General features: G+C 50.4%; 20 protein-coding genes, 2 tRNA genes and 2 pseudogenes. 16 read left to right on the top strand and 8 right to left on the bottom strand.

From position 1 onward, the window contains the following. Nucleotides 1–299: 299 nt before the first annotated feature. The 6 genes from fimA to sfmF all read left to right on the top strand — a co-directional run bounded on the left by fimA (nt 300) and on the right by sfmF (nt 6,369). Complete coding sequence (gene fimA, locus OGX86_RS16060; RefSeq protein WP_032934356.1) at nt 300–854, top strand: type 1 fimbrial major subunit FimA; 555 nt, start codon at nt 300–302, stop codon at nt 852–854. 77 nt (nt 855–931) lie between these two features. Continuing rightward, the gene (gene fimI / locus OGX86_RS16065) at nt 932–1,465 is read left to right on the top strand and encodes a type 1 fimbrial protein subunit FimI (protein ID WP_032942585.1); all 534 of its coding nucleotides are present in this window, start codon (nt 932–934) and stop codon (nt 1,463–1,465) included. A 41-nt stretch (nt 1,466–1,506) separates the two neighbouring features. After that, on the top strand, nt 1,507–2,199 hold the full coding sequence (gene fimC, locus OGX86_RS16070) for a type 1 fimbria chaperone FimC (protein WP_213785878.1): 693 nt from the start codon (nt 1,507–1,509) through the stop codon (nt 2,197–2,199). Between the two features lie 7 nt (nt 2,200–2,206). After that, on the top strand, nt 2,207–4,828 hold the full coding sequence (locus OGX86_RS16075; protein ID WP_048226211.1) for a fimbrial biogenesis usher protein: 2,622 nt from the start codon (nt 2,207–2,209) through the stop codon (nt 4,826–4,828). Between the two features lie 4 nt (nt 4,829–4,832). After that, a complete protein-coding gene (gene fimH / locus OGX86_RS16080) occupies nt 4,833–5,840 on the top strand; it encodes a type 1 fimbria D-mannose specific adhesin FimH (RefSeq protein WP_048214757.1) in 1,008 nt (335 codons plus the stop codon). Between the two features lie 34 nt (nt 5,841–5,874). Next, a complete protein-coding gene (gene sfmF, locus OGX86_RS16085) occupies nt 5,875–6,369 on the top strand; it encodes a fimbria assembly protein (RefSeq protein ID WP_103015051.1) in 495 nt (164 codons plus the stop codon). A gap of 49 nt (nt 6,370–6,418) precedes the next feature. Here sfmF and fimZ read toward each other — a convergent pair whose 3' ends face one another. From fimZ to fimW, 3 genes are all read right to left on the bottom strand, one after another. Beyond that, nucleotides 6,419–7,051 (bottom strand): fimbria biosynthesis transcriptional regulator FimZ, encoded by a 633-nt coding sequence (gene fimZ, locus OGX86_RS16090; RefSeq protein WP_003831119.1) that lies wholly within the window; start codon nt 7,049–7,051, stop codon nt 6,419–6,421. 586 nt (nt 7,052–7,637) lie between these two features. Beyond that, nucleotides 7,638–8,360, bottom strand: coding sequence for a fimbria biosynthesis regulator FimY (gene fimY / locus OGX86_RS16095; protein ID WP_286640281.1), 723 nt, complete (start codon nt 8,358–8,360; stop codon nt 7,638–7,640). A 386-nt stretch (nt 8,361–8,746) separates the two neighbouring features. Beyond that, nucleotides 8,747–9,340 carry a fimbria biosynthesis transcriptional regulator FimW gene (gene fimW, locus OGX86_RS16100; protein ID WP_008784010.1) on the bottom strand — a complete coding sequence of 198 codons (594 nt, stop codon included), beginning with the start codon at nt 9,338–9,340 and terminating at the stop codon, nt 8,747–8,749. A 34-nt stretch (nt 9,341–9,374) separates the two neighbouring features. On the opposite strand from fimW, the gene OGX86_RS16105 reads away from it, so the two are divergent. Then, nucleotides 9,375–9,554 carry a hypothetical protein gene (locus OGX86_RS16105; protein ID WP_003831122.1) on the top strand — a complete coding sequence of 60 codons (180 nt, stop codon included), beginning with the start codon at nt 9,375–9,377 and terminating at the stop codon, nt 9,552–9,554. A gap of 39 nt (nt 9,555–9,593) precedes the next feature. Further along, a tRNA-Arg gene (locus OGX86_RS16110) sits at nt 9,594–9,670 on the top strand. A 15-nt stretch (nt 9,671–9,685) separates the two neighbouring features. Here OGX86_RS16110 and OGX86_RS16115 read toward each other — a convergent pair. Next, nucleotides 9,686–10,057 (bottom strand): annotated as a pseudogene (locus OGX86_RS16115) (tyrosine-type recombinase/integrase); the annotation flags it as partial. Nucleotides 10,058–10,082: 25 nt separating this feature from the next. On the opposite strand from OGX86_RS16115, the pseudogene OGX86_RS16120 reads away from it, so the two are divergent. Further along, a pseudogene (locus OGX86_RS16120) lies at nt 10,083–10,549 on the top strand (tape measure protein); the annotation flags it as partial. Here OGX86_RS16120 and OGX86_RS16125 read toward each other — a convergent pair. Further along, nucleotides 10,542–11,162 carry an acyltransferase family protein gene (locus tag OGX86_RS16125; protein ID WP_353655322.1) on the bottom strand — a complete coding sequence of 207 codons (621 nt, stop codon included), beginning with the start codon at nt 11,160–11,162 and terminating at the stop codon, nt 10,542–10,544. The pseudogene OGX86_RS16120 and the gene OGX86_RS16125 sit on opposite strands and share 8 nt — an antisense overlap. 151 nt (nt 11,163–11,313) lie before the next feature. Between OGX86_RS16125 and OGX86_RS16130 the strand changes: the two genes are divergently transcribed. Next, nucleotides 11,314–11,389, top strand: a tRNA-Thr gene (locus OGX86_RS16130). Between the two features lie 495 nt (nt 11,390–11,884). Here the strand turns inward: OGX86_RS16130 and torS are convergent. Further along, nucleotides 11,885–14,671 carry a TMAO reductase system sensor histidine kinase/response regulator TorS gene (gene torS / locus OGX86_RS16140; protein WP_286640283.1) on the bottom strand — a complete coding sequence of 929 codons (2,787 nt, stop codon included), beginning with the start codon at nt 14,669–14,671 and terminating at the stop codon, nt 11,885–11,887. 82 nt (nt 14,672–14,753) lie between these two features. On the opposite strand from torS, the gene torT reads away from it, so the two are divergent. Beyond that, entirely contained in the window at nt 14,754–15,785 is a 1,032-nt protein-coding gene (gene torT, locus OGX86_RS16145) for a TMAO reductase system periplasmic protein TorT (protein WP_153753606.1), read from the top strand. Here the strand turns inward: torT and torR are convergent. Continuing rightward, complete coding sequence (gene torR / locus OGX86_RS16150; protein WP_128317168.1) at nt 15,758–16,450, bottom strand: two-component system response regulator TorR; 693 nt, start codon at nt 16,448–16,450, stop codon at nt 15,758–15,760. The genes torT and torR overlap by 28 nt on opposite strands. A gap of 131 nt (nt 16,451–16,581) precedes the next feature. Between torR and torC the strand changes: the two genes are divergently transcribed. Genes torC through torD form a run of 3 tightly spaced genes read left to right on the top strand, consistent with a single transcriptional unit; the run spans nt 16,582 to nt 20,901 of the window. Beyond that, the gene (gene torC / locus OGX86_RS16155; RefSeq protein WP_286640284.1) at nt 16,582–17,760 is read left to right on the top strand and encodes a pentaheme c-type cytochrome TorC; all 1,179 of its coding nucleotides are present in this window, start codon (nt 16,582–16,584) and stop codon (nt 17,758–17,760) included. Beyond that, nucleotides 17,750–20,290 carry a trimethylamine-N-oxide reductase TorA gene (gene torA, locus OGX86_RS16160; protein ID WP_286640285.1) on the top strand — a complete coding sequence of 847 codons (2,541 nt, stop codon included), beginning with the start codon at nt 17,750–17,752 and terminating at the stop codon, nt 20,288–20,290. The genes torC and torA overlap by 11 nt, the downstream gene beginning before the upstream one ends. Next, nucleotides 20,287–20,901 (top strand): molecular chaperone TorD, encoded by a 615-nt coding sequence (gene torD / locus OGX86_RS16165; RefSeq protein WP_286640286.1) that lies wholly within the window; start codon nt 20,287–20,289, stop codon nt 20,899–20,901. Before torA ends, torD begins: the two co-directional genes overlap by 4 nt. Nucleotides 20,902–20,956: 55 nt before the next feature. Here torD and uspF read toward each other — a convergent pair whose 3' ends face one another. Next, nucleotides 20,957–21,385 (bottom strand): universal stress protein UspF, encoded by a 429-nt coding sequence (gene uspF, locus OGX86_RS16170; RefSeq protein WP_003831130.1) that lies wholly within the window; start codon nt 21,383–21,385, stop codon nt 20,957–20,959. A gap of 530 nt (nt 21,386–21,915) precedes the next feature. On the opposite strand from uspF, the gene OGX86_RS16175 reads away from it, so the two are divergent. Next, complete coding sequence (locus tag OGX86_RS16175; protein ID WP_048235934.1) at nt 21,916–23,010, top strand: NapC/NirT family cytochrome c; 1,095 nt, start codon at nt 21,916–21,918, stop codon at nt 23,008–23,010. Between the two features lie 20 nt (nt 23,011–23,030). Further along, nucleotides 23,031–25,475 (top strand): trimethylamine-N-oxide reductase 2, encoded by a 2,445-nt coding sequence (locus tag OGX86_RS16180; RefSeq protein ID WP_048226197.1) that lies wholly within the window; start codon nt 23,031–23,033, stop codon nt 25,473–25,475. Nucleotides 25,476–25,530 lie beyond the last annotated feature (55 nt).

Raw genomic sequence — 25,530 nt, forward strand, 5'->3', positions numbered from 1 at the left:
TATTCACCCAGATTTTTCTTAGGTCCCAATAAGAATTGGCCAGGGTCAATAAAAGGATTTGCAGGTATTTTTCATTAATTGAAATGTTTAATTTAACCCTGTGACGAATAGTCATATTCGCGAAGATTAATTAGTGAATCAAATACTCAGGAGAGTTGGGGTAAAAGGTTAGCTAATTCTCTTGCGATATATATCTTTACAGGATGCAGAGATAATTAGCCTGACATTTAATGTCGATAATGATTCAAACGGATCCCGCAGGACGCCGGAGCCGGATGTGTGTAATTCAAGGGAAATCCATGAAACGTAAATTAATGACCTCTTCTGTTATTGCCAGCCTGATGTTAGTTGCAGGTGCAGCGGTTGCAGCCGATCCGGTAAGCGTTAGCGGCGGTACTGTGCATTTTGAAGGTGAACTGGTCAATGCAGCCTGTGCAGTCAGTACTCAGTCATCTGATCAGGTTGTCACCTTAGGCCAGTATCGTACCGCCAGTTTTACCGCAGTTGGCGATACAACGGCGCAAATTCCGTTCTCAATCGTGCTGAACGACTGTGATCCGAAAGTTGCCGCAACCGCAGCCGTGGCTTTCTCTGGTCAATCCGATATTACCAACAACAACCTGCTGGCTGTCACTTCTGCAGATAACGGTACTACTGCCAGCGGTGTCGGGATTGAAATCCTGGACAATACGTCCACCGCGCTGAAGCCGGATGGAGCCACCTTCTCTACCGCTCAGGCGCTGGTAGAAGGGACCAACACCCTACGTTTCTCTGCGCGTTACAAAGCCACAGCCACCAGCGCTACGCCGGGTCAGGCAAATGCCGACGCGACGTTCATCATGAAGTACGAATAAGCCGTTCTGATTTGCGCAAGGATGACGTTCGCCTCACTGGATGAGGCAATTTCCGGGGATGATGAAGGATGCGGCAGATGATAGGGAAAGGCGTGGCGCTGGCGGGAATGCTGTGCGTACTGCCTGTGTTTGCACATACGGTAATACTGGAAAGTGGCCGCCTTCACTTACGGGGGCAGCTCGTCAATGGTGCCTGTACGGTCGCTACCGACAGCCAAAATTTGCGGGTGCAAATGGGGCAGTATCGCACCAATGCTTTCTCCGGGACGGGAAGCTTTGCCTCGACCAGCGTGCCGTTTTCACTGCGCTTAACGTCATGCAGCTCCGATGTTTACGACCACGTTGGGATTGCGTTTGCAGGTGTGACACCAGCAGAAGATCCGCAGGTTTTTCTTGCCAGTGGTGATGCGTCTGCGGCTTCGGGGATCGGTCTGGCGTTATTTGATGAGCGCCAACGGCAAATTATTCCGAATGCGCTGCCGCTTCATTATGCACCGATTATAACGCAAGAGATGACGTTTCATTTCACTGCTCGTTATCGGGCTGTCTCGGAAAATATAACGCCGGGAACGCTTCGTTCAGACGTGTGGTTTACGTTGGTTTATCCCTGATTAATTTCCCAACGATAATCACACCAAAGGTATTTGTAGCTATGTTTAATTATCTAAAATCAGGTTTTATCCTTTTACTGGCCTTATTTTCTGCTGCCAGTGTTCAGGCTGCCGGCGGTATTGCATTAGGCGCTACCCGCGTTATTTATCCAGCTGATGCCAAACAAACGTCCCTGTCTATTAGCAATAGTGATACCAAAGAACGTTACCTGGTCAATTCATGGATCGAGAATAGCGCAGGCGTTAAAGAAAAATCGTTTGTGGTTACGCCTCCGCTGTTCGTCAGCGAACCCAAAAGCGAAAACACGCTGCGTATCATCTATGCAGGTGTTCCGCTGCCCAAAGACCGTGAATCGCTGTTCTGGATGAATGTGAAAGCCATTCCGTCAGTCAATAAAAACAGCCTTGAGGGTAAAAACGTTCTGCAACTGGCGATTCTGTCCCGCATCAAGCTTTTTGTCCGTCCGAATAATCTGCCGCAAATTCCGGAAGATGCGCCCGGGATGCTGAAATTTTCCCGTACCGACAACCACCTGAAAATCAATAATCCGTCAGCGTATTACGTCACCTTGGTCAATCTCAACGTGGGGAAAACGAAGGTTGATAACGTGATGGTCGCGCCGAAAAGTGATGCGCAGGTCCTGCTACCAACGGGCGTTCAGGGCAACGTCACGTTCCAGACGGTCAATGATTATGGCGCCGTGACCCCGGCCCAAACGGTTAGCGTGCGTTGAGATAACGATGAATAAGACAACGTATTTTCCTGGCCTGTTACCGGGGGTTACGCCACCGCTGGCGGGGGTGGCGTTGTCCACGCTGGCGGCGCTCTTTCCCTCTTTAAGCCATGGGGAAAGCTATTTTAATCCGGCCTTTTTATCTGCGGATACGGCAACCGTGGCGGATTTATCACGTTTTGAAAAAGGCAATCATCAGCCTGAAGGCGTTTATCGTGTGGATATCTGGCGCAACGATGAGTTTGTTGCCACTCAGGATATTCGTTTTACGAGCAGTGCGGGAAAAACCGGGGAGAAGTCTGGTGGGCTGATGCCGTGTTTTGGACTCGACTGGGTGAAGCGCCTTGGCGTCAATATCGCTGCATTTCCGGCACTCAGTAAGGATCCGAACGATACCTGCATCAATCTACCGGAGGCGATTCCAGGCAGTGAGATTGCATTTGATTTTTCTACCCTGCGCTTAAACGTCAGCCTGCCGCAGGCGTCAATGTTAAACAGCGCGCGTGGCTATATTCCGCCGGAGGAGTGGGATGAAGGGATCCCGGCTGCGCTGGTCAATTACAGCTTTACCGGCAGCCGCGGCAGTGACACTGACAGCTATTTCTTAAGTATGCTCAGTGGCCTGAATTATGGCCCCTGGCGCTTGAGAAATAACGGCGCATGGAGCTATTCCAAAGGTGACGGATACCACTCACAAAGCTGGAAAAATATCGGTACATGGCTTCAGCGCGCGATTATCCCGCTGAAGGGGGAACTGGTGATGGGCGACAGCAACACCGGCAACGACGTTTTTGACAGCGTCGGATTTCGCGGGGCGCGGCTCTATTCCTCAGACAGTATGTATCCCGACAGCTTACAGGGCTACGCGCCAACCGTTCGCGGCATTGCGCGTACCGCAGCGAAACTGACCATTCGTCAGAATGGCTATGTGATTTATCAAAGCTATGTGTCACCGGGCGCTTTTTCGATAACCGATCTCAACCCGACGTCATCCAGCGGTGACCTTGAGGTGACGGTGGACGAAAAGGACGGCAGCCAGCAGCGCTATACGGTGCCGTACTCCACGGTTCCCTTGTTACAACGAGAAGGGCGTTTCAAATACGACGTGGTTGCCGGGGATTTTCGCAGCGGCAATAGCCAGCAATCTTCACCGTTCTTTTTCCAGGGAACATTAATTGCCGGGTTACCAGAAGGCTACACCGCTTATGGCGGTACGCAGCTGGCCTCACGTTACACCGCGGTAGTTTTAGGCACCGGCCGAAACCTGGGGGACTGGGGGGCGGTTTCTGTGGATTTAACCCATGCGCGCAGTCAACTGGCGGATGACAGTACGCATCAGGGGCAGTCTTTGCGTTTTCTGTATGCAAAATCGCTGAACAACTTTGGTACAAACTTCCAGCTGTTGGGATATCGCTACTCAACGCGCGGCTTCTATACCCTTGATGACGTCGCGTATCGCAGCATGGAAGGGTATGAGTATGAATACGACAGCGAAGGCAATCGCCACGACGTGCCTGATGTGAAGAGTTACCACAACCTGAGTTACAGCAAAAAGGGCCGCTTCCAGATTAACATTTCGCAGAACCTGGGAGACTACGGCTCGCTGTATGTTTCGGGGAGTCAGCAAACGTACTGGAATACCTCAGACACCAATACCTGGTATCAGGTGGGCTATGCCAGCGGCTGGCAGGGGATTAGCTATTCACTCTCCTGGTCGTGGAATGAATCGGTAGGCATCTCCGACACCGACCGTATTCTGGCATTCAATATGTCAGTGCCGTTCAGCCTGCTAAGCGGACGGCGCTACTCGCGTGATAACGCGCTCGATCGCACCTACGCCACTTTTAATGCCAACCGCAACAGCAACGGACAAAACAGCTGGCAGAGCGGGATCGGCGGTACATTACTGGATGGGCGCAACCTGAGCTACAGCGTGAATCAGGGGCACAGCAGCACCAACGGTTACAGCGGAAACGCCAGCGCCAACTGGCAGGCGGCTTATGGCACGCTGGGCGTGGGATACAACTACGATCGCGATCAACATGACTATAACTGGCAGCTCTCCGGCGGCGTGGTGGGGCATGCGGACGGTATTACCCTCAGTCAGCCGCTGGGGGACACCAATGTGCTGGTTAAAGCACCTGGCGCGCAGGGTGTGCGGATAGAAAACCAGACCGGCGTGCAAACCGACTGGCGCGGATACGCGGTGATGCCGTATGCCACCGTTTATCGCTATAACCGCGTCGCGTTAGATACCAATTCAATGAACAACAATACCGATGTGGAAAATAACGTTAGCAGCGTCGTGCCAACGCAAGGGGCATTGGTGCGAGCAGCGTTTGATACACGTATCGGCGTGCGGGCACTGATAACCGCGAAATATGCAGGTAAACCTGTGCCATTTGGATCCGTTGTGCGTGAAAACACCAGCGGCGTGACCAGTATGGTGGGCGAAGACGGACAAATCTACCTGAGCGGCTTACCGCTAAAAGGCGAATTGCTGATCCAATGGGGGGAAAGCGCTAACGCTCGCTGCGTGGCGCACTATGCCTTGCCTGAGGAGAGTCTGAAACAGGCGGTGACGCTCACGAACGTGACGTGCGAATCTCCAACGGCGCGACAGGAATAATACGATGAAACGACAAACAGGTTTGTTACTGGGAAGCGCTTTACTGCTGATGGCTCATTCGTCCTGGGCGACGGTCTGCCAAAACTCGAATGGCACACCAACGGATGTTTTTTACGATCTGTCGAACGTCTTTAACAGCAGCAATAATCAGCCGGGGCAGGTGGTGACGTTACCGGAAAAATCGGGCTGGGTTGGCGTTAATGCCACCTGTCCGGCTGGGACAACGGTGAATTACACCTATCGAAGCTATGTCACTGAACTTCCGGTTCAAAGTACCGAGGGTGGTTTTCAGTATCTGAAGCTCAATGACTACCTGCTGGGGGCCATGAGCATCACCGACAGCTATGCCGGGTTGTTTTATCCTCCGCGAAATTATATCCGTATGGGCGTTGACTCGAACGTTTCGAAGCAGAAGCCTTTTGGCGTACAGGATTCAAACCTGGTGTTTAAACTCAAAGTGATCCGCTCGTTTATTAACATGGTGCCGATCCCGCGCCAGACCATGTTCAGAGTCTATGTCACGACCAGTACCGGAGATGCGCTAAGCACGCCGGTTTATACCATCAGCTACAGCGGTAAGGTGGAGGTTCCACAAAACTGTGAGGTGAACGCAGGGCAGATTGTCGAGTTTGATTTTGGCGATATTGGCGCATCGTTGTTCAGCAAGGCGGGGGCAGGAAACCGTCCCGAAGGCATTAATCCGCAGACCAAAACGGTGGCGATAAAATGCACCAACGTCGCTGCACAGGCCTACTTAACCATGCGGGTAGAGGCCGAGAAAGCCTCTGGGCAAATGATGGTATCGGACAATCCTGACTTAGGGTTCATTGTCGCCGACAAAACCGGTAGACCGCTGACGCCCAATAATCTGTCCAGCACGATCCCATTTCAACTGGATGATAACGCCGCGGCAAACGTGAGTATTCGGACTTGGCCGGTCAGCGTGACGGGGAATAAACCTACCGAAGGGCCTTTTACTGCCCGTGGCTATCTGCGAGTAGATTATGACTAACAAGCAAACGCCAACTTCATGGGCGCTTCTGGTGATGCTGCCCATACTGACATTCAGCTCGTTGTGCCATGCGTCCTCATCGCTGGGCGAAATCAATATTGAACTGCGCGGAAACGTGGTGGACTTTACCTGCGCGGTGATTGCCAGCGACAGCAATAAGTCGGTTGAATTGGGCACCTGGCCAACAAAGCAGTTACAGACCAGCGGGGATACTACCCAACCAGTCGCGTTTACGCTGAAACTGGAAGGCTGCCCGCCGGGATCCGCGTCAATAACGTTTTCTGGTACTCCGGCCCCCGGTACGACGTTGCTGGCGCTTGATGACGCGGTGATGGCGCAAAAGGTGGCGATCGAACTGCATGACAGCGACCGTACGCGATTACCGCTCGAGCAGGCCAGCCAAACCGTAGGGATTGATGAGAACGGCAATGCCACGCTGACCTTTTTCGCCAACTATATCGCGTTAGCAGACGGGGTTCAGCCTGGCCTCGCCAGGGCCGATGCCACATTTATGATTAACTATAACTAATCAATGCGCGGATAAAACGCTCCCGAACGAAGTCTCGCCGGGAGTGCTATTACATTAATTCATGCATTTTTGCGTAATCGATCAGCTCAACGATAGTATGTAAGCCGAGTTTGGCGTAGATGTTAGCTTTGTGAGCACTAATCGTTTTATTGCTGAGTAACAGCTGCTCAGCAATTTCCTTATTAGAAAGGCCATTTGCCAGATAACGCAAAACCGTAACTTCGCGATTAGAGAGCGGCATGTCATTCAATACACCTTTTTTCATATTTATATTGTTAATGAAGTTAAGGGTGTCTGAAGGGAAAAAAGAATATCCCGATAAAATCATTTTTACCGCATTGTAGATATCATTCAAATCCTTTCGTTTACTGACAAAACCATTTGCACCGGCCCGGATAGCACGCCCGGCATAAAAAGACTCCGATTTGGAGGAGAGAAACAGCACCCGAGTATTCTCCTGCAGAGACTTTATTCTCTTGAGTAATGTAAATCCATCTGAACCAGGTAGTTCAATATCCAGAATGACAAGATCTACAGGGTAAGTGCGCAGGTGCTCTATTGCCGTACGGCTGTCATCGGTCTTCAACACAACCTGGATATTACTGTTTTTTTCAAGTAGTACTTCTATCGACATTCTGACAATAGGGTGTTCGTCCATAATGATAACGGATGCTGGTTTCATTGTTGTATGCCTCAAACTGTATGCGTATCTTGATAATTTTATAAAACATCAGGCGTTATAATATTGTCAAATAGCCAAGGGTTGTTCTGAGGGAGAGTCGAATAAATATTATTTCATCCTTGTTTATTCGGTTGCTCTTCTACAGAACAATGAATTTGTGGAAAATCCATTTCACACTGGGAAAACTAACAATTAATCAGAAAACTATGGGGATTATACCTGCTCTGTTCTTTCGGAAAAGGCTTACAACATTCAGGTTGTTAATGTCAGTTAGGATGTTCTAAAAGATCCAGATGTGTTAATGACTATTGGCATTATTTTACTGCTGTTTGAATTATGGCAGACTGAAAAAAATTTTTAAATGGTAAAAACAATACAATAAACTAATTGTTTAGGATTTGTTAAGGTGGGAATGACGCTATTTGTGCTGATATGCACAGAATCAGTATGGTTTACTGGGGTGGTGGAAGTTAGCATAATACCAGGAATAGTTGTAAATATTAAATAGTTGTGAAATTTAGATCTTTTATCTCATATAAAAATAAGTAATTTCCTAAAAAATCTTATGGCACATAGGGTTAGGGTGTTAAATTAAATGAGCAGAGGTAACGCTGAGGCGATGTGTCAGGTGCAAAAAACGCTGCCGGTTTGCTAAGCCCAGACGCGCAATCAGCTGGTTCAGGCGATAGATGATACGGTGGTAGGGGCGAGCTTGTAACAAAGCAATCTCTTTTAAGGAGTTACCTTGTAAGAGTAATTCCACCATCTCCCAATCAAGCTGGTTTATGTGCCTGGAGTGAATATAGTTAAGGACTGGCGATAATAAAGCGTGACGCATCTCCGGGAGGCGCAGACTACGTGACAAGATATAAAATGGGCCGGACAGAGAAATAAAAGGGGTTAGGTCTTCATTGTGGCGGGAAAGCAATATGAAAATTTGGATGTTATTCCGCTTTTTAATTAGCTGGCGCAGATACTCCAGAACATCAAAATAAGAGGTTGTTAAACCTTCCATATCAACCACTAACTGACTAATTACCGACTCTCGCAGGCTGACTATGGCCGATTCAATGGTCTGGAAGATCGCGGTACGTGTACCTGAAAATAAATGTCGACTCAGCGCATAGGCAAGATAGTAATCTGTCGTAATAATCGCCTGAGATATAGTGTCGCCCGGTAATGTATATTCGAGTTTTTGCGTCAGATACTCAAGTCGGTCAAATACCTGTGATGTATAGTGAGGATATTGCCAGGTACAGTTAGTGTTTCGTATACGGCGATGTCGGTCCCGGCGTTTTGCGCTGTGCATCCTTTTCCATTCCATTTCTGTTGCGGCAGGTCTGGATAAATTGCTGACTATAAACATCCCTGACCCAAATTTTCTCCAGCGTAAAGGTGAGTTTCCTTGTTCTGTTGGGTTTCAATGCTTCAGCAATAATCAGACTGGCAATTGCGTATCCCATCAGAATAATCTGCCGGAAGTTTTCTGATGTCTTACTCAATGCCCAAAAAGTCGTTTTATCCAGTTCAACCTCTCTATGGGATTAGATAAAATATTACCGGGTGTGTCGTTCTGTTACCCCGGAAATAGTAAGCCTGGATTATTCTGGCAGCATGGAGATAGGTACAGTAGGTGCCTATACTTAATTGGTGATGAGATTTTTCTCAATAAAAAATCAGGCAGAGAGATGCCACCTAATTTTGTAGAAAGTTCAGATGCGCCCGGATGTATCTTAAGAATTGCTGATCGTTTTTCACATGCAGCTTTTTCATAATGCTGCGACGGGTGGCTTTGGCCTGAATTTCGCTTACCGAGAGCAAGTGAGCTGTTTCGGCTAAGGTATAGCCGCTGGCGAGAAACATTAAGAACTGACGTTCTTCGATAGAAAAGTTGCGAGTGGTGCAGTAATGGCAGATAGTTGCGGGCACGTTGTTGCGCAGCGCACGTTTTTGCAGGATGAGGACTAATTTTTTAGTCATTTCCTCAACGTCATCTTCCCGATAGATCAGTGGCAACATGTACAGGCAGGGCCGGAACATCAGCTTATCTTTATCGTTTCTGTTGCAGATGACAACCCGGTGTTGGCGGCGGGTATGGACCGGAATCTGATAGCAATCGGCGCTGAGCCAATCTTCATCCAGGGAAATAAACGCGATGTCAGCGCGATCGATATCCTCGACAGGCAAAAAGCAAATCTCCTGATGCCACTGATTTGCCAAATGGGAGATGATAATTTTTAGTCCATGTTCGAAGTGACTGTTTTCTTCCTTGATGGCGATACTTAACATTAAAGAGTTCCTGAACCGCTGGAGGGGTAAGGGAATGTTAAGCAAAATCATAAATATTCTAAATACATGTATCCCTAAATCTGGCGTTTCGTGGGCTGAGTTGTTACCAGGCGATTTCCTGGATACCCTTGAACAAGCAGAAAAAATCAACATTCGTTCACTTCGCCAGCAACTGAAACAAAAGGCATTGACTCAGCAGGCGCTGACCGTATAATTCACGCGTTTCATCTGCATGAAGTAATCACTTCGCAATGCGCCCTTAGCTCAGTTGGATAGAGCAACGGCCTTCTAAGCCGTAGGTCGTAGGTTCGAATCCTACAGGGCGTACCATTATATTTCAGTAACTTACCCATTTTCTGCAAGTTCCTTATTTTCCAGATGGGACATATTTGGGACATCATCACTGAAAATTGAGTCAATTTGCTTAGCGTGTTCCGTTAAATGGTTAGGCGCAAGGTGAGCGTATCGGCGCACCATCTCGATGCTCTCCCATCCTCCCATTTCCTGCAGAACAGAAAGCGGCACTCCGGACTGAATTAACCAGCTCGCCCAGGTATGCCAGAGGTCGTGAAAACGGAAGTCCTCTATACCCGATTTTGCCAGCCCAATGTGCCAGGCGCTATTGTCGTCCACGCGCATTTTCCGGACCGCCGGAGTGACAGTTTTATCCGGGCGAGTCGATGGCTTCGTGTGAACGAATATTTGAGCAACAGAACGCCGCCACATAAGTGATTGGTGCTGCGACGCGCTAGGTTCCACTGCCAGTAACGCCATCACAGGCATTTTTACCGGAACGATCTTGATGATGCTCTCCGTTCTGTCGGCATGATCATTCTTAACAGTGTGGTTAACTCATTTGTTCAAATGGGTATCGACTGGGCCAAGTCGGCAATCATAGATGCAATGGGGATGAATGCGGCTTCTGCTGCCACGATAGTGCAGGCCGCTGCCATTGCTGCAGCAATGGCACCAGCAGCGGCAATGGTGTCACTTGCAACATTTGGAGCCAACACTGGCCCAGCGCAGGCTGGTATAGCAGCAACCGTCGGAGTTGCTAAAGGTTTGTCTGTTGCAGGAGCCAGCTACAACGGCGGCCCGGTATCTGGTAATGGCCTGTATCAGGTCTGAGAGAAAGGTAAGCTGGAAATATTCAAAGCCAGTAACGGTAATCAGTACATGATCCCGGGAGATAACGGTTCCGTTAATAGTGGTTATTTAGATATCCATCGCCAACTAAATTCCCACCGTAGATTGTAACAATCATTGTTCTCCACATAAGCCAGAATAAGGATAGATATATTATATATTTTACGCCGTAGCGATTTAAAAATAGCGCCAGAAATGGAAAAATCAAATAGAACTGGAATTCTACAGCGATGGTCCATGTCTGCCCGAAATGAGCAAGTAATGGTGATGTTTGTAGATTGGAAAATAATAACACAGTCATTGCATCAGAAAACGTAGCAGTCCCCCTCGAAAGAGACATAGATGTAATCCATGCAATGGACAGGAGAGGGAATATCCTTATAAACCTGTTAAAAATGAACTTTTTATATTCTATGTTCTTTTTACCTCCATCTGATATTATTGTAAAAAGAAAGCCACTTAATACAAGGAAAAGTGTAACGCCAGTATCTCCAGAAAGCATGAATTTTATGAAAATGTTATCAGAATCCCCTCCACCAAAAGCTGAATAAGAATGGACAAAGACAACAAAAGTTGCAGCTATGAAACGTAAGTGGTCTATTCTTGAAAAGTATTTTGAATTTAAGCTTTTCATGCTATTTAATATAATGAAAGATAGATTGATATAATCTACCATTGTTATGGTTAAAGTTAAACCAACTTTATTGCCTCACACATCAAACTTACTTGGAGTGCGAGCGAGTGAGCGTTATTTGAGCAAAGTGTATTTTTACGCAAAATTTTTCTTGATATAAAATTTAATTTCATTATTATCTACTAAAGTTTAAGCTGGTTTAGCTCAATGGTAGAGCATCCGCATCGTACGCGGATAGATGATGGTTCAATTCCATTCAGCCAGCACCAGATGTCAAGCCCTTGCAGAAATGCAGGGGCTTTTTTTTGCTTTAATGGGTAGAGATACTAGATAAGCTGGTTATTGCATTAAGACAAAAGTGGGACACAAAGCTTTGCATCGGTTTGCTAGGCTTTGTGCTGTTTCCCTATGACACCTTCTCATCAAGCCAGTTTGGCCACCACTGCGTCATCTCCCGTCGTGTATCAAGATAAGCTGCGTGGTTGTACACGGAGCGGGTCATGCTGAGTTCGATGATCGTCAGGTGATGTGATTTTGAAAAGGCATAGCGATGCCGGCGGCATGGCTGTGCACTCTCTGTGTCACGGATGTGTCATACATGGATGTGGAGTAACGAAACGCAGAAGCAAGTAACGACACGTAGTGACACAAACCCGGCGCGAGCGCGGGAAAAATAATTTAATTACAGTGCGTAAGGTACGGCTCTACGTTCTTCTAAGCCGTAGGTCGTAGGTTCGAATCCTACAGGGCGTACCATCTCAACATCACTTCAGATGTCCAGCTTCAGCGAATTGCGATGAATTTTCCTTTTCCAACCATGTTTCCACTTCCTTAAGACTGAGTTGTACCTCCTCTCTGAGTGAAAAATCACCCAACGGCTGCTGTTCAAGTGCTGCACACATCGTGCTGGCTGAGCGCATTCCCATGCTGGCGCAGCTGCTTTTTAGCTGATGCGTCAGACGTTTTATCCGCTCGTCGTCATGTGCTGCGCGGGCAGCGTCAATCTCATCTAATACAGGAAGAGTGTGTTGCTTAAAGAGCGCTAACCATTCGTGCACCTTTTGCCACCCCATAACCTGGATATCTCCAGCCAATTGCTGAAAATCTAACCGTTTGTTGTTATTTTCTGATGCAAGCGGGAGAGTCGCACTACCGTGCAGATAATGCGTAATAAGTCGACTGAGTTCATCCCGGGGGACTGGTTTTTGAATAATGCCAAGGAACAGGGTGCTGGTTCTTTGGCTTAGCGTTTCGTCGATGACGTGCGCGCTAAAGCCGATCAGGTTAAGTGCCGGATAGTCGTGGGCTAACTGCTGTGCCAGCGTGATCCCGTCGATATCAGGAAGATCGAAATCAACCAGAGCAGCATCGTAGCGTGTATCTTCCTGCAATATTTTTAGCGCCTCAGCGGCAATGCTGGCAGCAGTAACCTGTGCGCCATTGAGGATGAGCATTTCAGTACTGATACGTTGTGTAAGAGGATTATCCTCGATAAGCAATAAGCGTAAGCCCTGTAACGATATGGAGCGTTGTGCGGGTTTCATGATGGGCATCGTGGTTGCCCGCAATGGCAGACGCAACTGGAAACAACTCCCGACGCCGGGTGTGCTGGTGACGCTCAGCTCTCCCTGCATTGCCTGAGCGAGACTGGCGCTGATGGTTAGTCCGAGTCCGGTTCCACCTCGTTTACTGCTTACCTGAACAAACGGCTGAAAAATATCGTGCTGGCGGGCAGGGTCAATTCCACATCCAGTATCTTCAACCTCGATGTACCAGTTTTTGCCCTCACATCGGCTACGCAGGATGATGCGTCCCCGATCGGTAAAGCGTAGTGCGTTGTTTAATAAATTAGTAATGATTTGCCGGATGCGGCGCGGATCGCCACGCAGGGAAGCGGGAACGTCATTGGCAAAATCCGCAACCAGCACGACCGGGCGACCAGCAACGCGGCTGTTCATGAGTTGAAGCGTACTTTCCAGCAAGGGGTTGGGTTCAAAAGGCTCATCGCCTATCGCCACATTTTTTCCACCGGCTTCGATGGCGGAATAGTCCAGGATATCGTTGAGGATGGTCAGCAAAGACTCGCCCGAATCGGTGATTGCGCGTAGATTTTCCCGATGCTGTGCCAGGGAGGGATTGTCTGAGAGCAACTGCGCAGTGCCGAGGATACCATACAGCGGGGTGCGTATTTCATGGCTCATGGCGGCAAGAAACGCCGATTTTGCCTGGTTAGCTTTTTCAGCTTCTGCACGGGCCTGTCGGTGTTCAGATACCATAGAACGCAGCTCGGCGGTGCGAGCTTTAACCTGTGCGGCCAGATGTTCGCGATGGCTATTGAGGGCGTGAACGCTGCCGCGAAAGGCATCCATCAACCGCCCGATGGTATCCAGTTCACGAACGCCTGCGGTTTCCGGGAATGGGGAGTCAATATCCCCCTCCAGCAGACGCTGTAACGCCTGGGTTTGCTGTGCCAGTGGTCGAGTGACTGAGCGATAAACCACACGCCAAAGTATAAGAATCAGCAAACATAATGACACGCCACTTAACAGCAGCAGCAAGTGTTGCCCGCGCTGGCTGGCCTGTTTGAGATGCGCCAGTCCACTTTGATTACGCTGGCCGATGGTTTCCACCAACTGGCTGACTTCGCTACTGAAACGGGTAAATTGCTCGATATTATTCTGCGATAAGATCTGCAATTGGGTCGTGATGTCATTATCCTGGCGATACAGGGACAGCAGCTCAACATATTGGCTAATCGTATTGACGGTGTTGGCCACCTGAGTGCGCACCACGGGATCTTCAATACGTATTTGTCGGCGCTGAAGTACTCTGACGGCGGCATTCAACTGGTTTTCCAGCGCAGCCAGGTTATTCTGCGCCTGGTTATTCCCCAGGTTCATGACCATTTGCTGCACGCGTAGCGCACTCAGGCGCAGTTCATTCATCTGGTTATAATATTCCAGATCGATATCGATGAGCCTGTCCAGCGCGTGTTCAGCGGCCTGTCCCTGATGGCTCTCAATCAAATCGTAAATGCTGGCCTGTGTCGCACCCGCCGACGTGGCGGCATTACTGGCCTGTCCGCGTGCCATTTCGGCAACGTCAGCGGTGGCCTCAGTAATTTGCTGGCTGAGTTGTTGCTGTTGAGCGCGTAATTTCAGGCGTTCGCCAACCATCTCCCCCTGATGGCTTAACGACCGGGCGATTTCTTTCTCCTGCTGTTCAATGGCAGAAGTATCAAAGCCCTGTTCACGAAGGGTTTTGAGTAATGTGGTTATTTTCAGGCTCTGGGCGGTTAGCATTCTCCCCTGAGCCAGCCACATATTTTCATTGTCTGCGGTGGTCAGATTTTGTGCGGAAAACAGTTCCCAGGCGCTGGCTTCGCTGAGCTGGCGCGCCATATCCATGGTTGGAATTAGCGCCTGGGTATTGGCCTGCTCAACCTGGCTGACAAAACGCAGGTTATACCAGCCTGTCAGCGTACTGATGAGAGTCAGTGCCGCCATCAGCGCAAAGCCTATCCACAGTCGTTTGGTCAGAGATAAATTCACTGTCTGGTCGCCACAGATTAAAAAGGTTGAGTCCAAAAGAGGAAAGCAACTAGGATAAAGCCTTATCAATGTTGAGGCTATCATGCGCGTATTGGTTTTCCTGTTAATCATGCTTTTTCCCGGTTTGAGTTATGCGGCCGGGTCCGCATTGCTGCGCTGGCAGGATACGCAGCAGGCAGTCCCGGAACTGCAATCGGACGTTACTGCAAACAAAGTCTGGAAACTGTGCGCGCTGTATCCCAGCCTGAAAGACTCCTATTGGCTTTCCGTGAATTACGGCATGCTTGAGGCGGCGAGAAAATACGGAGTAAGTCTGAAGGTGTTAGAGGCGGGAGGGTATCGTCAGTTCTCCACGCAAAAAACACAAATCGCTCAGTGCCAGCAATGGGGAGCAGATGCCATATTGCTGGGTAGCAGCACGACGACCTTCCCGGATCTTTCCGCGCAGGTAGGCGCGTTGCCGGTCATTGAGGTAGTGAATGCGATACACGATCCGACGGTGAAAGCTCGGGTCGGCGTTCCGTGGTTCCAGATGGGGTATCAGCCGGGCCGCTATCTGGTCAAGTGGAGCGGCGGCAAACCGTTAAAGGTTTTGCTATTGCCAGGACCTGATGACGCCGGAGGTAGCCGCGAAATGGTGGCAGGATTCCGTCAGGCGATTGCCGGTAGTCAGGTGAACATCGTGGATGTGGCGTTGGGGGATAATGATATTGAAGTTCAGCGCAACCTGTTGCAGGAGATGCTTGAGCGTCACCCGGATGTCGATGTGGTTGCCGGTACGGCAATTGCTGCGGAAGCGGCGATGGGAGAGAAGCGGAATCCGGGGACGCCGCTAACCGTGGTCTCTTTTTACCTGTCGCATCAGGTGTATCGCGGACTTAAACGCGAAAGAATCATTATGGCTGCCAGCGATCAGATGGTCTGGCAAGGTGAACTGGCGATTCAACAGGCGATCAGGGTACTACAAGGGCAACCGGTACCGGAAAATATCAGTCCGCCGATCCTGGTGCTCACCCCGAAAAATGCCGACAGCCAGCATGTTCAACGCTCGCTGTCTCCTGGCGGGTTCCGTCCGGTTTATCTGTATCAGTACACGTCGGCCGCTAAAAAATAACCTTCGCCGTGCTGCGTCACCAGTAAATCAGCCCGTAGCTTGTGGCGCAAACGGCGGATCAGTACATCTACGGTGCGTAAGTCTGGATTGTCTACCCGTCGTGCCGAAAGCATACGCAGTAAACGTTCGCGGCTGAGAATTTCCCCCGGATTGGTGACAAAGGCGACCAGCATTTCATACTCGGCGCGGGTGAGTTTGATCGTCTCATCGCCCAGCTCCAGGGTATGCCGGGAGACATTCAGACAGTATCCGGCAAACTGATAGCAGTTATCTTTGGTCTCCGGCTGTGTCTGGCGGGCAAGATCGATACGCCAGAGCAAATTTTTAACCCGAACCACCAGTTCACGTAGCTCCAGCGGCTTGGTGACATAATCATCAGCGCCCATTTCCAGGCCAACGATCCGGTCAATTTGATCGCTACGACCTGTCACCAGAATGATCCCCACCGTTGAGCGTTCGCGCAGGGCGCGGGTCAGCATTAAGCCATTTTCGTCCGGGAGGTTGATATCCAACAGAATGAGATCGACAGGATGTTGTGACATGATTTCACGCAGACCAGCTCCGCTGGCGGTGACAGAGACATGATAACCTTCCTGTTCAAAATATGCCTGTAACCTCGCCTGGGTGACGGGTTCATCTTCAACAATGACAATGTGATGCGGCATCCTGATGGCGTTCTCTTTCTGTTCATATCTGTTCACATTGTGCCGTAAGCCATTCATCCTGACCAGTGTTGCTGTTCACATTTGAGAAATAAGATCCTCTGTAACTAAACCATAAGATTACAGGGGCTATTATGCGGAAACTATGGAGGGCGCTGCTCAGACCGAGCGCACGTTGGTCAGTGTTGGCGCTGGTCGTTATCGGGATTGTGGTCGGTATTGCGCTGATCGTCTTGCCGCACGTTGGTATTAAATTAACGAGTTCTACCGAGTTTTGTGTGAGCTGCCACAGTATGCAGCCGGTTTACGAAGAATATAAACAGTCTGCGCATTTTCAGAATGCCTCCGGGGTGCGCGCAGAATGTCATGACTGCCACATTCCATCCGATATTCCATGCATGGTGAAACGTAAGCTGGAGGCCAGCAACGATATTTACCAAACCTTTGTTGCCCACTCTATTGATACTCCAGAGAAATTCGAAGCCAAACGCGCTGAGCTGGCGGAGCGCGAATGGGCGCGAATGAAGGAGAACAACTCCGCGACCTGTCGTTCTTGTCATGACTATGATGCGATGGACCACGCGAAACAACATCCTGAAGCTGCGCGCCAGATGAAGATTGCGGCCAAGGACAACCAATCCTGTATCGACTGCCATAAAGGTATTGCACACCAGCTTCCCGATATGAGCAGCGGTTTCCGCAAGCAGTTTGATGAGTTACGCGCCAGGGCGAACGACGATGGCGAGACGCTCTACTCTCTGGACATCAAACCTATTTATGCCGCCAAAGGTGATAAAGAACCTGCAGGCTCACTGCTGCCCGCTTCTGAAGTGAAAGTGTTAAAGCGTGATGGTGACTGGCTGCAAATTGAAATTGTGGGCTGGACCGAGAGTAATGGGCGTCAGCGTGTGTTGGCGCAACTGCCGGGCAAGCGCATTTTTGTGGCTTCCATTCGTGGCGACATCCAGCAGCACGTGAAGACGCTGGAGCAAACCACCGTTGCGGAAACGAATACGCCATGGAGTAAATTGCAGGCCACTGCCTGGATGCAGAAGGGCGATATGGTCAACGATATCAAACCTATCTGGGCTTATGCCGACTCGCTCTATAACGGAACCTGTAACCAATGCCACGGTGCACCAGAGAAAGAACACTTTGATGCTAACGGTTGGATTGGCACGTTGAACGGCATGATTGGATTTACCAGTCTGGATAAACGTGAAGAACGTACCTTGCTGAAATATCTGCAAATGAATGCCTCTGACACTACGGATAAGCCGCATGGCGATAAGGGAGAAAGCAATGAAAAATAACGATCTCTTTCAGGCATCGCGCCGACGTTTTTTGCTGCAACTGGGCGGCTTGACCGTAGCTGGTATGTTAGGGCCTTCGCTGCTCACGCCGCGTAGCGCTAATGCTGCAGAGGTGCAGGGGGCAGGCGTCAAAGAGGGGATTCTGACCGGTTCTCACTGGGGGGCGATTCGTGCCACCGTGGTTGACGGTCGTTTCATTGAGGCCAGGCCGTTCGAGCGCGATAAATACCCGTCAAAAATGATTGCCGGACTCCCGGATCACGTACATGGTGGAGCGCGTATTCGCTACCCGATGGTCCGCGTGGACTGGTTGCGTAAACGCCATCAGAACGATACCTCGCAACGTGGAGATAACCGCTTTGTGCGCGTTTCGTGGGATGAAGCGCTGGATTTCTTCTATCAGGAGCTGGAGCGCATTCAGAAGACTTATGGTCCGAGCGCGCTGCTAACGGCCAGCGGCTGGCAATCGACCGGGATGTTCCACAATGCTTCCGGGATGCTGGCGCGTGCCATTGCGCTGCATGGCAACAGCGTGAGTACGGGGGGCGACTATTCCACCGGTGCCGCTCAGGTCATTCTGCCGCGCGTGGTGGGCTCAATGGAGGTATATGAACAGCAGACCTCCTGGCCACTGGTACTCGAAAACAGCAAAACCATTGTGCTGTGGGGTTCTGACCTCATCAAAAACCAGCAGGCGAACTGGTGGTGCCCGGATCATGATGTCTACGAATACTACGAGCAACTGAAGGATAAAGTGGCACGGGGCGAGATTTCGGTCATCAGCGTTGACCCGGTCGTCACCTCGACTCATGACTACCTGGGCCGCGACAAGGTTAAGCACATCGCCGTGAATCCGCAAGCTGATGTACCGCTACAGCTGGCGCTGGCACACACGCTGTATACCGAGAAGCTCTACGATAAGCATTTCCTCGAGAACTACTGCGTTGGGTTTGAGCAATTTCTGCCTTATCTGTTGGGAGAAAGTGACGGACAGCCTAAAGATGCCCAGTGGGCGGAAAAAATCTGCGGGATTGATGCTGAGACAATCCGTGAACTGGCGCGGCAGATGGCGGGGGGCAGAACGCAAATTATTGCTGGCTGGTGCGTGCAGCGTATGCAGCACGGGGAACAGTGGGCGTGGATGATCGTGGTGCTGGCCTCAATGCTCGGGCAAATTGGCTTACCGGGGGGGGGATTTGGCTTTGGCTGGCACTACAACGGCGCGGGCACCCCAGGGCGTAAAGGCGTTATCCTGAGCGGATTTTCTGGTTCCACCACCGTTCCACCGGTACATGACAGCACCGATTATAAGGGCTACAGCAGTACCATTCCGATCGCGCGTTTTATCGATGCGATTCTGGAGCCGGGCAAGAGCATTAACTGGAACGGTAAAACCGTCAAGCTGCCACCGTTGAAGATGTGCGTTTTTGCCGGGACCAATCCGTTCCATCGTCACCAGCAGATCAACCGTATTATTGAGGGCTGGCGTAAGCTGGAAACCGTTATCGCCATCGACAATCAGTGGACCTCGACCTGTCGATTCGCTGATATCGTATTGCCGGCGACGACCCAGTTTGAACGTAACGATCTCGACCAATATGGCAACCACTCCAACCGCGGCATTATCGCTATGAAGCAGCTGGTGCAGCCGCAGTTTGAAGCGCGTAATGATTTCGATATTTTCCGCGATCTTTGCCGCCGCTTTAATCGTGAAGAAGCCTTCACCGAAGGGCTGGATGAGATGGGTTGGTTAAAACGGATCTGGCAGGAAGGTAGCCAGCAGGGGAAAGGGCGCGGCGTCCATCTCCCGGCTTTCGACGTTTTCTGGAATCAGCAGGAGTACGTTGAATTCGAACATCCGCAGATGTTTGTCCGTCATCAGGCCTTCCGCGAAGATCCCGACCTTGAACCTCTGGGGACGCCGAGCGGTTTGATCGAGATCTATTCGAAAACTATTGCCGATATGCAATATGACGATTGCCAGGGGCATCCGATGTGGTTTGAGAAAATCGAACGTTCACACGGTGGGCCTGGATCGCAGCGTTGGCCGCTGCATCTGCAATCCGTCCACCCGGATTTCCGTCTGCATTCACAGCTCTGCGAGTCCGAAGCGCTGCGTAAGCATTACGCGGTAGGTGGCAAAGAACCGGTGTTTATTAACCCGCAGGATGCCAGCGTCAGGGGGATCCGCAACGGCGATATAGTTCGTGTATTTAACGCGCGTGGACAAGTGCTGGCCGGCGCGGTTGTCTCCGATCTCTACTCGCCGGGCGTGGCGCGCATCCATGAAGGTGCCTGGTACGATCCTGATAACGGTGGAGAAATCGGATCGCTGTGTAAATACGGCAATCCGAACGTGTTAACCCTAGATATCGGCACGTCTCAGCTGGCGCAGGCGACCAGTGCGCATACTACGCTGGTGGAAATTGAGAAATATACCGGTAAGGTGGATAACGTGACGGCGTTCAGCGGCCCGATAAAAATGGTGGCGCAGTGTGAATATGTCCCGGCACAGAAGGTGACGTCATGATGAAACACACCTCCCTGACGACAGAACAGATGGCCTGTGTTTATGCATGGTTGGCGCAAATGTTTTCCCGGGAGCGTGACGGTGAGGGATTAGCGCAATTGCAGTCCAGCGAAATGACTGAGTGGTTCACCGTACTCAAAGGTGAACCGTCGCTTGAGGCGGATGTTCTTTTGCTGGAAGCGAAAATTGCCGCGCTCAAGGTACGTGAAGACGCTACCCTGGAACTGGCGGCTGATTTTTGCAGCCTGTTCCTGATGTCGGATAAACACGCCGCGTTACCCTATGCGTCGGCTCATCTTGAAGAAGGGCCAAACTACGGGGTCATTAAACAACTGTTATCTGATGCGGGCATGCAGGTAAGCGATACGTTTAGCGAATCAGCCGATCATCTGGCGATTTTTATCGAATTGCTGAGTCATCTGCATTTTTCTCTTGGTGAGCCAGGGGGTAGCCGTCAGCGTATTGGTGCGTTGCGCAGAGAAACGCTGGCGGGGCTGTTACGCTGGTTACCGGAGTTCACCGCTAAATGCCGCCGATATGATGACTTTGGTTTCTACGGTGCGTTGAGCCAGCTGCTGCTGGCATTTGTCAGGCTGGATCATCAGAACTGAGTGATGGCCTGAGCCACAGAAAAACGGGAGCACATTCGCTCCCGTTTTAACCCTATCACCGCACAACCAGCACCGGGCATTTCGCGTGGCGGACTACGGCTGCCGCCGTTGAACCCAGTAAATAAGTGCTAAACCCCGGCTTGTGTGAGGCGATGACGATAAGCTCGGCGTCAACCGCCTCCGCCAGCTTGAGGATCTGATCCTTCGGCGGACCGTAAACAACGTGGGTCTGTGTCCTGCCGGCAGGAATATTGAACTGCTTAATAATCTCTTCGAGTTTTTCGCTGGCCTTGGCCTGCAGACCACTTCTGTCCGGAAATTCGGTAGAGTAGGCCAGTCCCAGCGAGGCATAGAACGGAACGGTAGGAATAACTGCTAAAAAGTGGACCTTCGCGGTTTTGGCATGCGCCTGGACCTGCGGCACAACATGACGAGTGAGATCGGCTTCAGAGATATCAATGGGCACCAGAATTGAGCGATACATATTCACTACCTCCTGTTTGTTTTACCTCTACCCTGAGTGTAGCGAAAGTTGTTTCTGTATAATAAGTGAACAGATCAAGAATGTGTGCATCAGTGCGGGCCAATGAAATGTGTGTGTGTCGTATGTCTGGCCGTAATGTATATGTGAGCGAAATAGTAAGACAGGTATCTTCATTAATACGTGTAATCGCAAAATAGAAAAGGGTTCTTTTTTATATGCTTTCATTGTATATTTAATTATATAGCGAGTGTTAACGCGGGATTAACTTCAGCGACTTTTACTGTTTATAGAATTTTTATTCTGAAGTTTGTGTGGTTAATGGATAATCAAACCTTGCGTGTAGAATAAAACTCTAATTTTAAACGAAATTTGATATTTACATTTCATTCTCACTAATTATGCGAGCCCCTTCAAACTTACCCATTGGCTGATTCTTATTTCTCTCTTTGCTTGATGAATATCAATAAATAGCTGCTTTAGGATATTTATTGTCTACCTCTAAAAGGGTATTCGTCTGATGGAAATAAAAGATGAGAAAAATAAATAAAACTATCCTATGGACGATGCTGCTGTGCATTGTTCTTGGCGCAGTTATTGTTTTGGCGGGGCAATGGACATTACATAAAACCTCGAGTACAGAATTCTGTTTGTCTTGCCATACGATGCAGGCGCCCTACGAAGAATATACCGGCTCGGTTCACTTCCAGAATCAGAAAGGCATTCGCGCAGAGTGCGCGGACTGTCATATCCCGGAGGGCGGTCTGGATTTTCTGGTGGCTAAGCTGCGGGCCTCAAAAGATGTTTATCATCAGTTCATCACCAAAAAGATCGATACCCCGGAAAAATTTGAAGAACACCGTCTGGAGATGGCGCAAACCGTTTGGGCACAGCTCAAGGCTAATGATTCTGCGACCTGCCGTAGCTGCCACAGTATGGACGCCATGGATCTTGCCGCACAAAGCGCGGATGCTCAGAAGATGCACAAAATGGGCATCGCGGAAAAGCAAACCTGTATTGATTGCCATAAAGGCGTCGCCCATTTCCCACCTGAAATAAAAATGGATGACAGCGCGCTTAAAGGGCTTGAAGCGCAGTCAGCCTCCACCCCAGCTTCAGCAACTGAACTTTATGCTGTAAGCAACACCGCGTTGGGCGATCTGGGAACCGTTTACCCGGCAACTAAAATGCAGGTCCTGAAAACAACGGACAACGCGCGACTGGTCGAGATTCGCGGTAGCCAGATGCAAGGAAGTGAACAGGTTATTTACTACGCAGCAGGGCAGCGTTTGATTCTTGCCAGCCTGAGTGAAAAAGGTCAACAGTCGCTGAAGATCCTCTCCGACTGGAAAAAAGATGACTACGGCAATGCGTGGCGAGATGTCGTGCTACAGGGGGAATGGAGCGGTTCCGCTCTCGCCAGCCGCGAACCAATGTGGGATTACGCGCGCAAACTCGACAATGTGTACTGCGCAGGCTGTCATGCGCCAATTCCGGCGAATCATTTCACGCTCAACGCTTGGCCTTCAGTAGCCAAAGGGATGGGCGCTCGCACCAATATCAGTGAAACCGAACTGGATATCCTGAGCCGTTACTTCCAGTACAACGCTAAAGACATGAATAAATAAGCGATCAATCAGGAGAAATCATGAAACTCACAAGACGTGACTTTATTAAGACGGCTGGCGCGGCAACCGGGACAATGGCGATTTCTTCGGTGATCCCAATGCCAGCCTGGGCCGAAGGCCAGAATGGCGGAGCAATCCTGACGGCAGCACGTTGGGGTGCGGTATACGTGGAAGTAAAAGACGGAAAAGTGGTTTCCTCAAAAGGTGCGTTGCCGAAAACGGTGCCGAACTCATTACAGCAAACTGCGCCAGATCAGGTTCATACCAATATCCGCGTTAAGTATCCGATGGTGCGCAAAAGCTATCTGGAAAACCCGGGTAAAGCGGATGGCAAACGCGGTAACGATCCTTTCGTGCGGGTCAGCTGGGAGCAAGCGCTGAAGCTCATTCATGAACAGCACAGCCGGATCCGCAGCAGCTATGGTCCCGCTTCGATATTTGCCGGTTCTTATGGCTGGCGATCCAGCGGCGTTCTGCATAAGGCGCAAACCTTACTGCAACGTTATATGAGCATGGCCGGTGGCTACGCCGGGCATACCGGAGATTATTCAACCGGTGCCGCGCAGGTGATCATGCCTTATGTTGTGGGATCGGTTGAGGTCTATGAGCAGCAAACCACCTGGCCGATGGTGCTTGAGCACAGTCAGGTCGTGGTGCTGTGGGGGATGAACCCGCTCAACACCCTTAAGATTGCCTGGAGCAGCACGGATGAACAAGGGATCGAATACTTTAATCTGCTGAAGAAATCAGGGAAAAGCGTCATCGCCATCGATCCGATGCGTTCTGAAACCATTGAGTTCTTTGGTGAGAATGCGACCTGGATTGCGCCACATATGGGGACCGATGTGGCAATGATGTTAGGGATCGCCCATACGCTGGTGAAGAAAAACCTTCACGACAAAGCCTTCCTGGAAAAATACACTACCGGATATCCGCAGTTTGAAGAGTACCTGCTCGGCAAGAGCGATAAAGTAGAGAAAACCGCCGAATGGGCATCTGGCGTGTGTGGCGTGCCTGCTGAGCAACTGGAAAAGCTGGCGGAAATTTTCTCCAGCAACAAAACCATGCTCATGGCAGGTTGGGGGATTCAGCGCCAGCAATACGGTGAGCAAAAACACTGGATGCTGGTGACACTGGCGGCGATGCTGGGGCAAATTGGTACCGAAGGCGGCGGCTTCGGGTTCTCTTATCACTATTCCAACGGCGGTAATCCAACGCGCATCGGTGGAGTCTTACCGGCGATCTCCGCCAAAATTGAGGGTGGGTCATCGGCAGGTAATGACTGGGCGGTTTCCGATGCGGTGACCAGCCTGCCGGTAGCGAGAATTGTCGAGGCGCTGGAAAACCCAGGCGGCAAATATCAACATAACGGTAAAGAGCAAACCTTCCCGGATATCAAAATGATCTGGTGGGCGGGCGGCGCTAACTTTACCCATCATCAGGATACCAACCGCTTAATCAAAGCCTGGCAGAAGCCTGAACTGGTTGTCATCTCTGAATGCTACTGGACCGCTGCGGCCAAACACGCCGATATCGTTCTGCCAATCACCACCTCGTTTGAGCGTAACGATCTGACCATGACCGGTGATTACAGTAACCAGCATCTGGTACCGATGAAGCAGGTCATTGAGCCGCAGTTTGAAGCGCGTAGTGATTTTGACGTCTTTGCCGATCTGGCTGAGATGCTCAAGCCGGGGGGGAAAGCTGTCTACACCGAAGGCAAAGATGAAATGGCGTGGCTGAAGCAGTTCTATGACGTCGCGCAAAAAGCCGCCCGCGCCCAGCGTGTTGCCATGCCTCAGTTCAACGCGTTCTGGCAGCAGAATAAACTGATCGAAATGCGTGAGAATGAAAAGAATAACAAATATGTGCGCTACGCGGATTTCCGCAGCGATCCGGTGATGAACGCACTCGGAACGCCGAGCGGCAAGATAGAAATCTACTCGAAAACGATTGAAGGCTATCAGTATAAAGACTGTCCGCCGCATGCGTCCTGGATTGAACCGGATGAATGGAAAGGAACAGCGGATAAAGATCAGCTGCAGCTACTGACGGCGCACCCGGCACATCGTCTGCATAGCCAGCTGAACTACGCGTCGCTACGTAAAGAGTACGCGATTGCCAATCGTGAACCGGTGACGATTCATCCGGATGACGCAAAAGCCAGAGGGATTGCCGAGGGCGATCTGGTCCGCGTATGGAATGCTCGTGGACAGGTTCTGGTTGGGGCGCACGTCAGCGACGGCATCAAACCGGGCATCATCTGTATTCATGAAGGCGCATGGCCGGATATTGAAAACGGTATCTGTAAAAATGGCGGCGCGAACGTGCTGACGGCGGATATCCCGACTTCAAGACTGGCGAACGGCTGTGCCGGGAATACCAGCCTGGTATACGCAGAAAAATACACCGGTGAAGCGCCAAAACTCACCGTCTTTGATGAGCCAGCAATTGTCACCATGTAGTGATGACTGATAAACGGGGGCCGTAAGGCTCCCGTTTTTTATTGCTGTTTGGGCT

This window comes from Citrobacter sp. Cpo040 (genome assembly GCF_030332915.1).
GTDB lineage: Bacteria > Pseudomonadota > Gammaproteobacteria > Enterobacterales > Enterobacteriaceae > Citrobacter > Citrobacter portucalensis.

What these genes read in the sequence shown, in the direction of transcription:
- fimA (WP_032934356.1), top strand. Translation starts at nt 300, where the DNA reads ATGAAACGTAAATTAATGACCTCTTCTGTTATTGCCAGCCTGATGTTA.
- fimI (WP_032942585.1), top strand. Translation starts at nt 932, where the DNA reads ATGATAGGGAAAGGCGTGGCGCTGGCGGGAATGCTGTGCGTACTGCCT.
- fimC (WP_213785878.1), top strand. Translation starts at nt 1,507, where the DNA reads ATGTTTAATTATCTAAAATCAGGTTTTATCCTTTTACTGGCCTTATTT.
- OGX86_RS16075 (WP_048226211.1), top strand. Translation starts at nt 2,207, where the DNA reads ATGAATAAGACAACGTATTTTCCTGGCCTGTTACCGGGGGTTACGCCA.
- fimH (WP_048214757.1), top strand. Translation starts at nt 4,833, where the DNA reads ATGAAACGACAAACAGGTTTGTTACTGGGAAGCGCTTTACTGCTGATG.
- sfmF (WP_103015051.1), top strand. Translation starts at nt 5,875, where the DNA reads ATGCTGCCCATACTGACATTCAGCTCGTTGTGCCATGCGTCCTCATCG.
- fimZ (WP_003831119.1), bottom strand. Translation starts at nt 7,051, where the DNA reads ATGAAACCAGCATCCGTTATCATTATGGACGAACACCCTATTGTCAGA.
- fimY (WP_286640281.1), bottom strand. Translation starts at nt 8,360, where the DNA reads ATGCACAGCGCAAAACGCCGGGACCGACATCGCCGTATACGAAACACT.
- fimW (WP_008784010.1), bottom strand. Translation starts at nt 9,340, where the DNA reads ATGTTAAGTATCGCCATCAAGGAAGAAAACAGTCACTTCGAACATGGA.
- OGX86_RS16105 (WP_003831122.1), top strand. Translation starts at nt 9,375, where the DNA reads ATGTTAAGCAAAATCATAAATATTCTAAATACATGTATCCCTAAATCT.
- OGX86_RS16125 (WP_353655322.1), bottom strand. Translation starts at nt 11,162, where the DNA reads ATGGTAGATTATATCAATCTATCTTTCATTATATTAAATAGCATGAAA.
- torT (WP_153753606.1), top strand. Translation starts at nt 14,754, where the DNA reads ATGCGCGTATTGGTTTTCCTGTTAATCATGCTTTTTCCCGGTTTGAGT.
- torR (WP_128317168.1), bottom strand. Translation starts at nt 16,450, where the DNA reads ATGCCGCATCACATTGTCATTGTTGAAGATGAACCCGTCACCCAGGCG.
- torC (WP_286640284.1), top strand. Translation starts at nt 16,582, where the DNA reads ATGCGGAAACTATGGAGGGCGCTGCTCAGACCGAGCGCACGTTGGTCA.
- torA (WP_286640285.1), top strand. Translation starts at nt 17,750, where the DNA reads ATGAAAAATAACGATCTCTTTCAGGCATCGCGCCGACGTTTTTTGCTG.
- torD (WP_286640286.1), top strand. Translation starts at nt 20,287, where the DNA reads ATGATGAAACACACCTCCCTGACGACAGAACAGATGGCCTGTGTTTAT.
- uspF (WP_003831130.1), bottom strand. Translation starts at nt 21,385, where the DNA reads ATGTATCGCTCAATTCTGGTGCCCATTGATATCTCTGAAGCCGATCTC.
- OGX86_RS16175 (WP_048235934.1), top strand. Translation starts at nt 21,916, where the DNA reads ATGAGAAAAATAAATAAAACTATCCTATGGACGATGCTGCTGTGCATT.
- OGX86_RS16180 (WP_048226197.1), top strand. Translation starts at nt 23,031, where the DNA reads ATGAAACTCACAAGACGTGACTTTATTAAGACGGCTGGCGCGGCAACC.